The following is a 13,001-nucleotide window of genomic DNA, read 5'->3' as shown; positions in this document are numbered from 1 at the left end:
CTTACTGGTGGCTATCGGTGTACGGCAGCAGCGCCAGATAGCGAGCCCGCTTGATGGCGGTCGACAGCTGACGCTGGTAACGCGCACGCGTCCCGGTGATGCGGCTGGGGACGATCTTGCCGGTCTCGGTGATGTAGGCCTTGAGGGTATCGATATCCTTGTAATCGATATACTTCACGCCTTCGGCAGTGAAGCGGCAGAACTTGCGGCGACGGAAAAAGCGTGCCATGGATTGTCCTCCTGGACGAGCAAAGATTCACGGGAACACGGATTCGCCGTCCGCCGAGCGCGACGCGCTCGCCGGCCGACGCGTGCGTGCTCAGCTGGCGGCGGCTTCGGCGCGCTCGGTACGCGGCTTGTCGGACTTCTCGTCGCGACGACGGCCCTTGTCCTCGGCGGCCTTCATCATCGGCGAGGCCTCGGTCACGGCTTCCTTGCAGCGCACGACCAGGCTGCGGATGATCGCATCGTTGAAGCGGAAGATGTTCTCGATCTCCTCGAGAGTCTCGCCGCGGCACTCGATGTTCATCAGCACGTAGTGAGCCTTGTGAATCTTGTTGATCGGGTAGGCCAGATGACGGCGCCCCCAATCCTCGAGACGATGCACGGTACCGCCGTTTTCGGTGACGAGGCTGGTGTAGCGCTCGACCATCGCCGGAACCTGCTCGCTCTGATCCGGATGGACCATGAACACGATTTCGTAATGACGCATGGTGTCTCCTTTCGGTTTGACAGCTTCCCCGTGGCAACAGACGAACTGGCCAGACGGAAGCAAGGAGTCGTGGATACTGGGTGAGGGTGTTCGAAGAACCGCACAATTGTAGTGACGCCGCCCCGCCCATGCAAGCCGCCACATCGAGAATCGCGACGCTCTTGCAACTCGGGGCTGAACCATCGACAGATCTGCGGGGAGGCGCTGTCGATCCTTCCCTGGACGCTACTTATGCCATCCGTGGCAAAAGGCCTCCCCTTCGACCTGTCGAGGGCGCCCTCGGCGAGGTTCTATCTCAACGAGAATCAGCGCGCCGGCGCACCACGCCGCTGGCGCACCGCCTCGAACAGCCCGATGCCGGTGGCCACCGAGACGTTGAGACTGGAGACGCTGCCGGCCATCGGCAACCGGGCGAGCACGTCGCAGGCCTCGCGGGTCAGGCGCCGCAGCCCTTTACCCTCGGCGCCCATCACCAGTGCCGAGGGACCGGCGAAATCGGCCTCGAAGAGCTCGATGTCGGCCTCGCCGGCGGTGCCGATGACCCACACGCCCCCCTCCTTGAGCCGCCCGATGGCTCGCGCCAGGTTGGTGACGCGGTACACTGGCACGCTCTCGGCGGCCCCGCAGGCCACCTTGCGCACCGTGGCGTTGAGCGGCGCCGCCTTGTCCTTGGGGACCACCACACCGTGCGCGCCGGCGGCGTCGGCGCTGCGCAGGCAGGCGCCGAAGTTGTGGACGTCGGTGACGCCGTCGAGCACCAGCAGCAGCGGCGGCGCGGCATGCGGCCAGCCACCCAGCCGATGCCAGAGTTCTTCCTCGCTGTGCGGCGTGAGCGGCGGGCAGAAGGCGACGACCCCCTGATGACTGGCGCCCTGGGAGAGCGCGTCCAGGGTCTCGCGGGGCTGCGCCACCAGCCGGGCGCCGGCGGCGCCGGCCCGCTCGAGCAGCTCGCCGAGGCGCGCGCGGGCCTCGCCGTCCTGATACCACACCTCCCGGGGGCGCTCGCCACGCGCCAGCAGGGCGTCGACGGCATGCACGCCGAACACCCCGTCCAGGCCGGCAGGCGCCGTGACCGCGGCGCCGTGCGACTTGCCGCGCCGCCGCGGCTTGCCGCTCTTGTCGCCACGACTCACGAACGGTCCCCCGACGGGCCGCGCCGCGTGCGTTCGCCCTTGCCGGGACGCTGCTTGCGCCGGCGCGGCTTCTTGCGGCCGGACTTGTCCTCGCCCGAGCCGCCGGCCACGTTGGCCTTGGGCGCGCTACGCTGGCGGCGCGGACGCTCGTCGAACAGCTCGAAGTCGATCTTGCGCTCGTCGAGATCGACCCGCGCGACCTGCACGGTGACCCCGTCGCCGAGCCGGTAGGCGAGGCCGCCGCGCTCGCCCTTGAGACGATGCTTCTCGGGCTCGTAGTGGTAGTAGTCGGAGGGCAGCGAGGTGACGTGCACCAGGCCTTCCACGTAGACGTCGTTGAGGCGCACGAAGAGGCCGAACTGGATCACCGAGGCGATGGTGCCCTCGAACACCTCGCCGACCTTGTCGGACATGAATTCGCACTTCAGCCAGTCGGCGACGTCGCGGGTGGCGTCGTCGGCGCGGCGCTCGGTCATCGAGCAGTGCTCGCCGAGCTCGATCATCTGCTCGAAGGTGTAAGGGCACCAGGTGGACGGCTTCTCCACCGGCGCGCCCTCGGCGCGCAGCACCGTGTTGGTCTGCCGCGGCCCGCGGATCACCGAGCGGATCGCACGGTGCACCAGCAGGTCCGGATAGCGCCGGATCGGCGAGGTGAAGTGCGCGTAGGCCTGGTAGGCCAGGCCGAAGTGCCCCTCGTTGTGCGGCGAATAGACCGCCTGGCTCATCGAGCGCAGCATCACCGTCTGGATGATGTCGGCGTCGGGGCGATCCTTGATCGTCTCGCGCAGCTGCTGGAAGTCCTGCGGCGTGGGCTCGTCGCCGCCGGGCAGGGTCAGGCCCAGTTCGTTGAGGAACAGCCTCAGCTTGTCGAGGCGTTCCGCCGAGGGCGGCTGGTGGATGCGGTACAGGGCCGGCAGATCGTGCTTGTCGAGGAACCTCGCGGTAGCCACGTTGGCCGCCAGCATGCACTCCTCGATCAGCTTGTGGGCGTCGTTGCGCGAGCGCGGCACGATGGCCTCGATCTTGCGATCGGCGTTGAACAGGATCTCGGTCTCGGTGGTCTCGAAATCGATCGCGCCGCGCTGCTCCCGGGACTGGCGCAGCAGCTTGTAGAGCGAGTGCAGGTTGGTCAGCGCCGGCAGCAGCTCGCTGTAGCGCTGGCAGAGCTCCTGGCCGAGCGGCGTGTCGGGGGATTCGAGCATCTCGCCGACCTGGTTGTAGGTCAGCCGGGCGTGCGAGCGGATCACCGCCTCGTAGAAGCGGTAGCGGCTGATCGCCCCGGTCTTGGAGATGTTCATCTCGCAGACCAGCGTCAGGCGGTCGACCTCGGGGTTGAGCGAGCACAGCCCGTTGGAGAGCAGCTCGGGCAGCATGGGCACCACCTGCCCGGGGAAGTACACCGAGTTGCCGCGGATGTGCGCTTCCTGATCGAGCGCCGTGCCGGGACGCACGTAGTGCGAGACGTCGGCGATCGCCACGATCAGCTTCCAGCTGCCCGACTTGGTCTTCCAGGCGCAGACCGCGTCGTCGAAATCCTTGGCGTCCTCGCCGTCGATGGTCACCAGTGGGTAGTCGCGCAAGTCGATGCGGTTGCGCTTGTCGGCCTCGGCGACCTCGGCGGACATGCCGGCGATCTGCTCCTCGACTTCCGGCGGGAAGTGGTCGGGGATCTCGTAGCTGCGGATGGCGATGTCGATCTCCATCCCCGGGTCCATGCGTTCGCCGAGCACCTCGACCACTTCACCGACCGGCTGCACGCGGGTTTCCGGCTGCTGGGTGATGCGCACCGACACCACCTGGCCGTCGCGCGCCCCGCCGGTGGCGCTGTTGGGAACGATCACCTCCTGGGTGATACGCGTGTTCTCGGGGATCAGCACGCCGAACTCGCTCGAGCGCTCGCGATACACCCCGACCAGGGTCTGGGTATTGCGGGAGAGCACCTCGACGATGGTCGCCTCGTCGCGGCCGCGACGATCGCGACCGCTGATGCGCACCAGCACGTGGTCGCCGTGGAACACCCGGCGCATCTGGCGCGGCGGCAGTACCAGGTCGGGCTTCTTGCCGTCATCGCGGAGCAGGAAGCCGATGCCGTCGCGATGGCCCAGTACCTTGCCCTTGATCAGATCGAGCTTGTCGATCAGCGCATAGGCGCCGCGGCGGTTGCGCAGGATCTGGCCGTCGCGCTCCATGGCCGCCAGCCGGCGACGCACCGCCTCGGCCTGATCCTCGTCGGTCAGGCCGAGCATGCGGCTCATGTTCTCGTCGGTGATCGGCTTGCCGTACTCCTCGAGTCGCGCCAGCAGGAATTCGCGACTGGGGATCGGCTTGTCGTATTTGTCCGCTTCGCGCGCTGCGTACGGATCGTCGTCTAACGTCCAGTGATTCATGATTGTTGCTTCCTTGATGGTCGTTCGGGCGGCAGCGGACGCGGCATGGCGTATGAAAGTCGTGTCATGCGCGCAGTATAGCGTTGCGCACAAGCCGACCCAACCATCGCTCCGCTGCGACGGTGCGGGATCCGACACCAGAAATTGCCCGACGGGGCTTGCATTCGGGCCGTGAATCGGTATGATTCGTGGCCACTTGCCCAGGTGGCGGAATTGGTAGACGCGCTAGCTTCAGGTGCTAGTGTCCTTACGGACGTGGAGGTTCAAGTCCTCTCCTGGGCACCAACGACGATGTCGTGTGACGATATATCCCTCGATCGCCACAGACATGGGGGTGAAAGTCCCTTGATGCAAGACTCGGTTGCGTATTCGCCCAGGTGGCGGAATTGGTAGACGCGCTAGCTTCAGGTGCTAGTGTCCTTACGGACGTGGAGGTTCAAGTCCTCTCCTGGGCACCACGCGAATACGGCCGAACATGATGCGCCCAGGTGGCGGAATTGGTAGACGCGCTAGCTTCAGGTGCTAGTGTCCTTACGGACGTGGAGGTTCAAGTCCTCTCCTGGGCACCAGATTCCGGAAAGCCCCCAAGCCTTGCTTGGGGGCTTTTTCATGGCCGCCATTTGCCCCCTCTCATTTGCCCTCTCTCGACACGACCTACCCGGCCGGCGACTTACCGATTCGCCATAATAGTTATTAGACATAATGATTATTGAGAGTAATTACCTGCCTGCTAACTTGAATGTCGAACCCATCAAGCAACTCCCCTCCTCGAGGGCAATAACAAGACAAGAGACGAGTTCACGCCATGCCACACCGACCTCACGGCCCCGCGCAACGCCGTCACGCGTGGCGAGCGGTACACGGAGACACCCGTTATCCACGACACACGAGAACCGGAACCCCCGATCGATCAACGACGCCTGACCCGCTTGGTCGGCTATCGCCTGACACGCAGCGAACTGCTGGTTCGGCGCCAGACCCAGGCATGCCTGAACGCCTTCGAGCTCAAGCCGGTGGAGTTTTCGATACTGTTACTGGCCGACGCCAACCCCGGTATCACGCAACGCCAACTGGCCGAGCTGCTCGATGTCTACCCGCCCAACCTGACGCCCGTGACGGCGCGCCTGGCCAGCCGGGAGCTCTTGCAGCAGGTACGCGGCCGTCGGGATCGACGCCGGCAGCACCTGCATCTGACCCCGTCGGGCCATGCCCTGATCGCCCAGGCCGAACAGGCCGTGCAGCGGCTGGAAGCGCGGCTCATGGAACGCCTCGGCGACGAGGGCCAGACGCTGCTCGATGTCCTGCAGCGTCTCGAGGACCGGCTCTCGCCCGGCAGCTAGCCAGGGGCACCGGCATCCTCGCCTTCCGAGCCGTCCCGAACTTACCCGACAAGGAGACCCTCTCATGAACCTGTTCGGCAAGACCCTGGTGGTGACCGGCGTCGCCTCCGGCATCGGTGGAGAGGTCGCGCGTCTGGCACGGTTCCACGGCGCCCGCGTCATCGGCGTGGATCGCAACCCGGCCGCCCAGTCCCTGGATGCGTTCCATCAGGCCGATCTCGCCGACCCCGAGGCGATCGACGCCCTGGTGGCACGCTTGCCCGAGCGCATCGATGCCCTGGCCAACATCGCCGGCGTCCCCGGCACGGCGCCGGCGGCAACGGTCGCGCGGGTCAATTACCTGGGGGTGAGGCATCTCAGCCAGGCGCTGCTGCCGCGCATCGCGTCCGGTGGAAGCATCGTCAACGTCGCCTCCATCCTTGGCGCCGAATGGCCCGACCGCCTGGCCCTGCACCGCGAGCTGGCGGAGACTCCGGATTTCGCGGCCGGCGAGCGTTGGCTCGACGACCATCCCGTCGCCCGGGAGACCTGTTATCAGTACTTCAAGGAAGCCTTGATCGTGTGGAGCGCGCGCCGCTCGCAGGACTGGTTCGCCGAGCACGACGTGCGGGTCAACAGCGTCGCGCCGGGCCCGGTCTTCACTCCCATCCTGGATGACTTCGTGACCATGCTGGGCGAAGAGCGGGTGCAAGCCGATGCGGCCAAGATGAAACGCCCGGCCTATGCCGACGAGGTCGCCGAAGCCATCGTGTTCCTGGCCAGCGACGCGGCACGCTGGATCAATGGCGTCAATCTGCCGGTGGATGGTGGCCTGGCGGCCACCGCCATCTGACACGCTTTTTCCATTGTCGAGGACAAGACATGCCCCTTTCGACGACTCCCCTGGCCCAGGCCGAGACCTGGCGAGACAAGCTCTTCGACGGCGACTGGATAGACGCCCCCGACTCCCTTGAGGTGATCGAGCCGGCCTCCGGCCAGCCGTTGCATCGTGTCGGCAAGGCCGGCCCCGAGGCGGTGACCCGCGCCGTGACCCGTGCCCGTGACGCTCAGCGCGACTGGGCGGCGACCCCACCCCGCGAGCGGGCAGCGGTGTTCCATCGCGCCGCCGCCCTCCTTCAGGAACAGGCGGATACGGTGGCGAGACTGATCGCCCGCGAGACGGGCGGCATCCTCGCCAAGGGTCGTCACGAGGTCAACGAAGCGGTCGTGCTGCTGCAACGCGCCGCGGCGATGCCGCTCGAGGCCTGCGGCCAGGTGCTGCCCAGCGCCCCGGGACGCCTGAGTCTGGCACGCCGCCTGCCCTTGGGCGTGATCGGCGTGATTTCGCCGTTCAACTTCCCACTGGTGCTCTCGCTACGCTCGGTGGCGCCGGCCCTGGCGGTGGGTAACGCGGTGGTGCTCAAGCCGGACCCGCGCACACCCTTCGCCGGCGGCTTCGCCATTGCCGAGGTCCTGCACGCCGCCGGCCTGCCCAAGGGCCTGCTGCATGTCTTGCCCGGCGGTGCCGATGCCGGACAGGCACTGGTCGAGGCGCCCGGCGTACCGATGATCGCCTTCACCGGCTCCACGCCCGCCGGGCGGCGCATCGGCGAGCTGGCCGGCAAGCACTTGAAGAAAGTCTCGCTGGAACTGGGCGGCAAGAACGCCCTGATCGTGTGCGAGGATGCCGATCTCGATCTGGCGGTCTCGGCGATCGCCTTCGGCGCCTATTTCCACCAGGGGCAGATCTGCATGGCCACCGGGCGCGTCCTGGTCCATCGCAGCATCGCCGACGAACTGACACGACGCCTGGCCGACAAGGCCCGCCAGTTGCCGGTGGGCGACCCGGCCGCCGGCGAGGTCGCGCTGGGCCCGATCATCGATGACACGCAGTTGCAGCACGTCAAGTCGATCGTCGACGACTCGGTCGCCGCCGGCGCGGCGCTCGAAGCCGGCGGCACCCATGACGGCCTGTTCTACGCGGCTACGGTACTCTCCAACGTCACCCCGGGCATGCGCGCCTTCGAGGAGGAAGTGTTCGGCCCGGTCGCCAACATCATTGCCTTCGACGATGACGACGAGGCCGTGGACCGGGTCAACGACACCGATTACGGCCTGTCGGCCGGGATCATCTCGGCCTCGGTGGGGCGCGCCATGGCGCTGGGCGAACGCCTGCACACCGGGCTGTTGCACATCAATGACCAGACCGTGGCCGACGAGGTGATCAACCCCTTCGGCGGCACCGGCGCCTCGGGGAACGGCACCAGCGTCGGCGGCCCCGCCGACTGGGAGCAGTACACTCACTGGCAATGGGTGACGATCAAGGACGCCCCACCGCCCTACCCGTTCTGACGCCTGCACTCGACCGTCCACGCATGGGTCGTGGGCGGTGGAGCGCGTCAGCCTCAGAAGCGCGCCGGCTGCCGTGCCACGCTGTCGAGGTGCCAGCCCCGGGTATCGACCGTCGACTCCAGAGAGTGTTCGACGGGCCCCGGCAGCTGGGGGAAAAAATCCAGCCCGGTGCGCGCCTCGATCTGATCGATGCTCACCAGGTAACGGTCGAGGGGCTCGTTGCCGCGCACCTCTTGCGGCATGACGAAGGCCAGCGCCCGCGGGTGCGGTCCCGGCACGACGACGATCTTGTAGAAGGCCTGCGGAATCTCGACGAAGCCCACCCGGCGCAGCGCCCCGCGGTACCAGGGCTCGGCGTAGATCGGCCCGTCGATCACCTGCAAGGTGCCGAAGCGCGGCGCGAAGTCGTCGATCACCACCTCTTCCAGGCGTTGCCAGAGCCGCCGGTTGAGGTTCGGCCGTTGCGGCGCGATGTTCGACATCAGGAAGGTGTCGCGCTGGGCCTGGCGCCCGTAGTTGGCGGCGATGGCGTAGTTGGGGGCCAGGTGGCCGCGATCGTAGCCGCTGCCCAGGTAGTCGTCCGGGGCGACCGGCCACAAGGCGCGCCAGTCGCGGCGGAAGCCGGGGCGCTCGCCGATGTAAGCGTCGTCCCTCACCGGGCGCAACTGATAGCCGACCCATAGCGCCCCCACGCGCAGCAGCCGCTCGCGGACATCGCGCTCCTGCCAGTACCAGAGCCCGCTGGCGACCACCACGAAGGCCAGCGAGATACCCAGCTTGCGGGCCCCGCGACCGAGGACGTCCATGACGGCGTCGATCACGAGATCCCCCCGGCGACGTGGCATCGACGGGGTGACAATGGGTCGACAAGGATTCGCATCACGCGCTCAGAGCCCGACGCTGAACATCGTCTCCAGGTCGTGCCGGGAGTGGACCTGCAGGGCGTTGAGCGTCTCGGTCTCGCGGATCCCCTCGACCTTGATCAGACGCTCGGTGACCAGCGTGGCGAGGCTCTCGAAATCCCGGGTCCGGGCGATGGCCACCAGATCGTAGCGACCGCAGGTGGAATAGACTTCGCTGATGCCATCGACCTCGGCCAGTTTCTCGGCGACGGCCTTGATCTGGCCCTTTTCGGCGTTGATCAGAATCACGGCGTTCTGCATCGGGTTCTCCTCGCTACCAGCGTGCGCTCGGTGAGCCGGGGCTCACGACTGCCGGGAGTATATCAGCGCCGAGGTTCGCGAGGCAGTGGCGTCACGCGCCGGGCGCCGCCTCCAGTTCGAGGAGACGACGCTTGAGAGCCTCGCCGCCCTGATAGCTCCCCGGGCCACTGGCCGTGACCACGCGATGACAGGGCACCAGCACCGGCAAGGGATTGGCGGCGACGGCGCCGGTCACGGCGATCACCGCCTTGTCGTCGCCCAGCCGTCGGGCCAGATCGCCATAGGTGCGGGTCGCCGCGTAGGGAATGCGCATCACGGCCGCCCAGACCTCGCGCTGGGCCTCGCTGCCCTGCGGGGCGACATCGATGTCGAAATGGCGCCGACGCCCGTCGAGATAGGCGAGAATCTCATCGCGTGCCGGCGCCAGCGACGCATCGTCGCGCGACCATTCCGCGTCCCGATGGGTGGCATCGAAGCGCAGGTGCCGCAGGCCCTGGGCATCGCCGGCCAGCAACCATTCGCCGAATGGCGTGGTGAAGGTGGTGAAACGCATGCGCCCTCCTCGATGGCGAGTCGCGATCGATATCCCTTGTCGCGACTGTATACATTTTATCCTGGTTTTCTGTATACACTTTCTACTAGGCTAATGAAGGACGATGTTTTACGCTCGATGTCGTCGAGCCCCGGCGACCGACCATCGACGGGGCATCGCCCGACCGTGACAAAACCTGACAACGCCACCGAGGCGTGACAACGCCGAGGCGGCCTGATCGACAGCCAGAAACGAGGAGACACCATGGCCAATCAGAGTCGTCGCGACTTCATGCGCCATAGCCTGCTGGGACTCGCCGCCCTGCCCCTGGGAGCCGGCATCCTCTCGCAGCGCGCCTTCGCCCAGGACCTGCCGCCGCTGGACCCGAACAACCCGCAGGCCAAGGCCCTGCACTACGTGACCGAGGCCAGCCAGGCGAGTGACAACCCGGCCTACTCGAAGGGCGAGACGTGCGCCAACTGCATGTTCTTCAAGGACGCCAACAACGGTTGCCAGTTGTTCCCGCAGAACAGCGTCGCCCCGGAAGGCTGGTGCCAGTCCTGGACCAAGAAAGGCTGAGCACACGGGACGGCACGCCACTTCAGTGCGACGTGCCGTCCTCTCTCCCCACTGACTATCCCTCTTCTGCCGTTGTCTCGCCCATCCGCTACCCTGCCCGCCCCATTTGACGCGGAGCGCGGGCGTCAGGCGCGCGTCTCGAGATCCGCCGGCAGTGGCCACTGATAGCGCCGCACGACCTCCTCGCCCTCCATCGACAGCAGCTTGATCGGGAACCCCCACAACTGGTGCAGGTGACGCAGCACCGGATAGACGCTCTTGGCCAGCGGCCGCCGACGGTCCTGCACGTGATGCAGCGTCAGCGAGCGATCGCCACGAATGTCGGCCTCCCAGACCTGGATGTTGGGCTCGCGCACCGACAGCGCATACTGCGTGGACAGCGCCTCGCGAATGCGCCGGTAGCCGTCTTCGTCGTGGATCGCCTCGATGGTCAGCATCTCGTCCTGATCGTCGTCGACCAGCGAGAACAGCTTGAGATCGCGGATCACCTTGGGTGACAGGAACTGCTGGATGAACGACTCGTCCTTGAAGTTGCGCATCGCGAAATGCAGCGTCTCCAGCCAGTCGCTGCCGGCCATGTCGGGAAACCACTCGCGGTCCTCGGCGGTGGGTTCCTGGCAGATGCGCTTGATGTCGGTGAACATCGCGAAGCCCAGCGCATAGGGATTGATGCCGTTGAAGTAGGGACTGTCGAAGCCCTGCTGGCTGACCACGGCGGTATGCGACTGCAGGAATTCGAGAATCACCCCCTCGTCCACCAGCCCTTCGTCGAACAGCCGATTCATGATGGTGTAGTGCCAGAAGGTCGCCCAGCCCTCGTTCATCACCTGGGTCTGGCGCTGGGGATAGAAATACTGGGCAAGCTTTCTGACGATGCGCACGATCTCGCGCTGCCAGGGCTCGAGCAGCGGCGCGTTCTTCTCGATGAAGTAGAGCAGGTTCTCCTGCGGCTCCGCCGGGTAGCGCCCGTGGCGGTGCAGGCCCAGCGGGTCGTCCCCGTCGTCGTGCTCGGGGCCGAGGGCGGAGGCGGTATCGGGAATCGTGCGCCACAGCAGGTTGACCTGCGACTGCAGGTACTCGGCGCGTTCCGCCTGACGCCGCGCCTCCTCCTCGGCGGAGATCGGCGACGGGCGCTTGTAGCGGTCGACCCCATAGTTCTGCAGCGCGTGACAGGCGTCGAGCAGTTGCTCCACGGCGGTGACGCCGTGACGTTCCTCGCATTCGGAGACGTACTTGCGGGCGAACACCAGGTAGTCGACGATCGCCGAGGCGTCGGTCCAGGTTCGGAACAGGTAGTTGCCCTTGAAGAAGGAGTTGTGGCCATAGCAGGCGTGCGCCATGACCAATATCTGCATCATCAGGGTGTTCTCTTCCATGAGATAGGCGATGCAGGGATCGGAGTTGATCACCAGCTCGTAGGCGAGCCCCATCTGACCGCGCCGGTAGGCCTGCTCCACCGCCAGGAACTGCTTGCCGAACGACCAGTGGTGATAGCCGATCGGCATGCCCACGCTGGCATAGGCGTCCATCATCTGTTCCGAGGTGATGATCTCGATCTGGTTGGGATAGGTATCCAGGCGATACTCGTCGGCCAGGCGGGCGATCTCCCGCTCGTAGGCCGTGAGCGTCTCGAAGTTCCAGTCCGAACCGGTGGCGATCGGGGTGCGTCGGGTCATGATGCTGCCTCCTGGGCCGAATTCACTGCTCGGCGCGGCGCCGGAAGAGTTCACGGAACACCGGATAGATGTCCCCGGCCTCGACGATCTGCCGCATGGCGAAGCGCTGCGGAAACTCGGCCTGCACGCTCTCGTACTCCTCCCACAGCGCCTGGTGGGCGTGGGGCGTGATCTCGACGTAGGTGAAGTACTGCAGGCGCGGCATCAGCGACTTGACCAGCAGCTCCCGGCAGGTCGTGGAATCGTCGTCCCAGTTGTCGCCATCCGAGGCCTGGGCCACGTAGAGATTCCACTGACTCGCCGGATAGCGGTCGCGAACGATCTCGTCGACCAGCGTCAGGGCACTGGAGACGATGGTCCCGCCGGTCTCCCGGGAGTAGAAGAACTCCTCCTCGTCGACCTCCTTGGCGGCGGTGTGATGACGCACGAAGACCAGCTCGACCTTTTCGTAGTTGCGCTCGAGGAACAGGTAGAGCAGCAGGAAGAAGCGCTTGGCGATGTCCTTGTGCGCCTGGGTCATCGACCCCGAGACGTCCATCACGCAGAACATCACCGCCTTGTTCGACGGCTGCGGCTGGTTGATCAGGTTGTTGTAGCGCAGGTCGTAGGTATCGATGAACGGCACCGTCTCGAGACGCTTCTCGAGACGTTCGATCTCGGCCTTGAGTTCGGCGATCCGCGCCGGATTGCGCAGCACCGGATCCTTGCGTTCCTCCTCCTCGAGGGCCGCCACGGCCTCGCGCAGAGCGCGCCGGATCGGGGCGCGCATGGCGATGCGCCGGGCCTGGGCCTGACGCATCGAGCGCACGATGTTGATGCGTGCCGGGACCCCGTCGCGGGCGATACCCGCGCGCACCGGCCGCACCTCATCGAGATCGAGCAGTTGCTTGCGCTCGATGCGTCAGGCCCAGGCCCGGCGCATCGCCATGCGCGCCCCGATCCGGCGCGCTCTGCGCGAGGCCGTGGCGGCCCTCGAGGAGGAGGAACGCAAGGATCCGGTGCTGCGCAATCCGGCGCGGATCGCCGAACTCAAGGCCGAGATCGAACGTCTCGAGAAGCGTCTCGAGACGGTGCCGTTCATCGATACCTACGACCTGCGCTACAACAACCTGATCAACCAGCCGCAGCCGTCGAACAAGGCGGTGATG

General features: G+C 66.4%; 13 protein-coding genes, 3 tRNA genes and 1 pseudogene. 8 read left to right on the top strand and 9 right to left on the bottom strand.

What is annotated here, in order from left to right:
* Position 1: 1 nt before the first annotated feature.
* The 4 genes from rpsR to rnr form a co-directional block, all read right to left on the bottom strand.
* Entirely contained in the window at positions 2 to 229 is a 228-nt protein-coding gene (gene rpsR, locus D0901_RS12145) for a 30S ribosomal protein S18 (protein ID WP_031382360.1), read from the bottom strand.
* 90 nt (positions 230 to 319) lie between these two features.
* Positions 320 to 712 carry a 30S ribosomal protein S6 gene (gene rpsF / locus D0901_RS12140; protein ID WP_129140564.1) on the bottom strand — a complete coding sequence of 131 codons (393 nt, stop codon included), beginning with the start codon at positions 710 to 712 and terminating at the stop codon, positions 320 to 322.
* Between the two features lie 305 nt (positions 713 to 1,017).
* Entirely contained in the window at positions 1,018 to 1,749 is a 732-nt protein-coding gene (gene rlmB / locus D0901_RS12135) for a 23S rRNA (guanosine(2251)-2'-O)-methyltransferase RlmB (RefSeq protein ID WP_129140639.1), read from the bottom strand.
* 92 nt (positions 1,750 to 1,841) lie between these two features.
* On the bottom strand, positions 1,842 to 4,232 hold the full coding sequence (gene rnr, locus D0901_RS12130; RefSeq protein ID WP_129140563.1) for a ribonuclease R: 2,391 nt from the start codon (positions 4,230 to 4,232) through the stop codon (positions 1,842 to 1,844).
* A gap of 198 nt (positions 4,233 to 4,430) precedes the next feature.
* Between rnr and D0901_RS12125 the strand changes: the two genes are divergently transcribed.
* From D0901_RS12125 to D0901_RS12100, 6 genes are all read left to right on the top strand, one after another.
* A tRNA-Leu gene (locus D0901_RS12125) sits at positions 4,431 to 4,517 on the top strand.
* Positions 4,518 to 4,603: 86 nt separating this feature from the next.
* Positions 4,604 to 4,690, top strand: a tRNA-Leu gene (locus D0901_RS12120).
* 24 nt (positions 4,691 to 4,714) lie between these two features.
* Positions 4,715 to 4,801 (top strand) — tRNA-Leu (locus D0901_RS12115).
* A gap of 360 nt (positions 4,802 to 5,161) precedes the next feature.
* Positions 5,162 to 5,572: a MarR family winged helix-turn-helix transcriptional regulator gene (locus D0901_RS12110; RefSeq protein ID WP_203234861.1), complete on the top strand. Its 411-nt coding sequence runs from the start codon at positions 5,162 to 5,164 to the stop codon at positions 5,570 to 5,572.
* Positions 5,573 to 5,636: 64 nt separating this feature from the next.
* On the top strand, positions 5,637 to 6,404 hold the full coding sequence (locus D0901_RS12105; RefSeq protein ID WP_129140561.1) for a coniferyl-alcohol dehydrogenase: 768 nt from the start codon (positions 5,637 to 5,639) through the stop codon (positions 6,402 to 6,404).
* A 29-nt stretch (positions 6,405 to 6,433) separates the two neighbouring features.
* Positions 6,434 to 7,903: a benzaldehyde dehydrogenase gene (locus D0901_RS12100; protein WP_129140560.1), complete on the top strand. Its 1,470-nt coding sequence runs from the start codon at positions 6,434 to 6,436 to the stop codon at positions 7,901 to 7,903.
* Between the two features lie 53 nt (positions 7,904 to 7,956).
* Here the strand turns inward: D0901_RS12100 and D0901_RS12095 are convergent, their stop codons facing one another.
* The 3 genes from D0901_RS12095 to D0901_RS12085 all read right to left on the bottom strand — a co-directional run bounded on the left by D0901_RS12095 (position 7,957) and on the right by D0901_RS12085 (position 9,619).
* A complete protein-coding gene (locus D0901_RS12095; RefSeq protein ID WP_129140638.1) occupies positions 7,957 to 8,709 on the bottom strand; it encodes a DNA/RNA non-specific endonuclease in 753 nt (250 codons plus the stop codon).
* An 81-nt stretch (positions 8,710 to 8,790) separates the two neighbouring features.
* Positions 8,791 to 9,066 (bottom strand): Lrp/AsnC family transcriptional regulator, encoded by a 276-nt coding sequence (locus D0901_RS12090; protein WP_129140559.1) that lies wholly within the window; start codon positions 9,064 to 9,066, stop codon positions 8,791 to 8,793.
* Positions 9,067 to 9,157: 91 nt separating this feature from the next.
* A complete protein-coding gene (locus tag D0901_RS12085) occupies positions 9,158 to 9,619 on the bottom strand; it encodes a methylated-DNA--[protein]-cysteine S-methyltransferase (protein WP_129140558.1) in 462 nt (153 codons plus the stop codon).
* A gap of 243 nt (positions 9,620 to 9,862) precedes the next feature.
* On the opposite strand from D0901_RS12085, the gene D0901_RS12080 reads away from it, so the two are divergent.
* Positions 9,863 to 10,177 carry a high-potential iron-sulfur protein gene (locus D0901_RS12080; RefSeq protein ID WP_129140557.1) on the top strand — a complete coding sequence of 105 codons (315 nt, stop codon included), beginning with the start codon at positions 9,863 to 9,865 and terminating at the stop codon, positions 10,175 to 10,177.
* A 125-nt stretch (positions 10,178 to 10,302) separates the two neighbouring features.
* Here the strand turns inward: D0901_RS12080 and D0901_RS12075 are convergent, their stop codons facing one another.
* A complete protein-coding gene (locus tag D0901_RS12075; RefSeq protein ID WP_129140556.1) occupies positions 10,303 to 11,853 on the bottom strand; it encodes a SpoVR family protein in 1,551 nt (516 codons plus the stop codon).
* A gap of 22 nt (positions 11,854 to 11,875) precedes the next feature.
* Positions 11,876 to 12,751 (bottom strand): annotated as a pseudogene (locus D0901_RS12070) (YeaH/YhbH family protein); the annotation flags it as partial.
* Here D0901_RS12070 and D0901_RS12065 point away from each other — a divergent pair.
* The coding region (locus D0901_RS12065; protein WP_425256176.1) for a DUF444 family protein at positions 12,663 to 13,001 on the top strand (339 nt) is incomplete at its 3' end. The pseudogene D0901_RS12070 and the gene D0901_RS12065 overlap by 89 nt on opposite strands.

This window comes from Modicisalibacter coralii (genome assembly GCF_004117855.1).
Classification (GTDB): domain Bacteria; phylum Pseudomonadota; class Gammaproteobacteria; order Pseudomonadales; family Halomonadaceae; genus Modicisalibacter; species Modicisalibacter coralii.
Note: the sequence above shows the minus strand (reverse complement) of the source record. Positions and strands in the feature narration are given on the sequence as shown.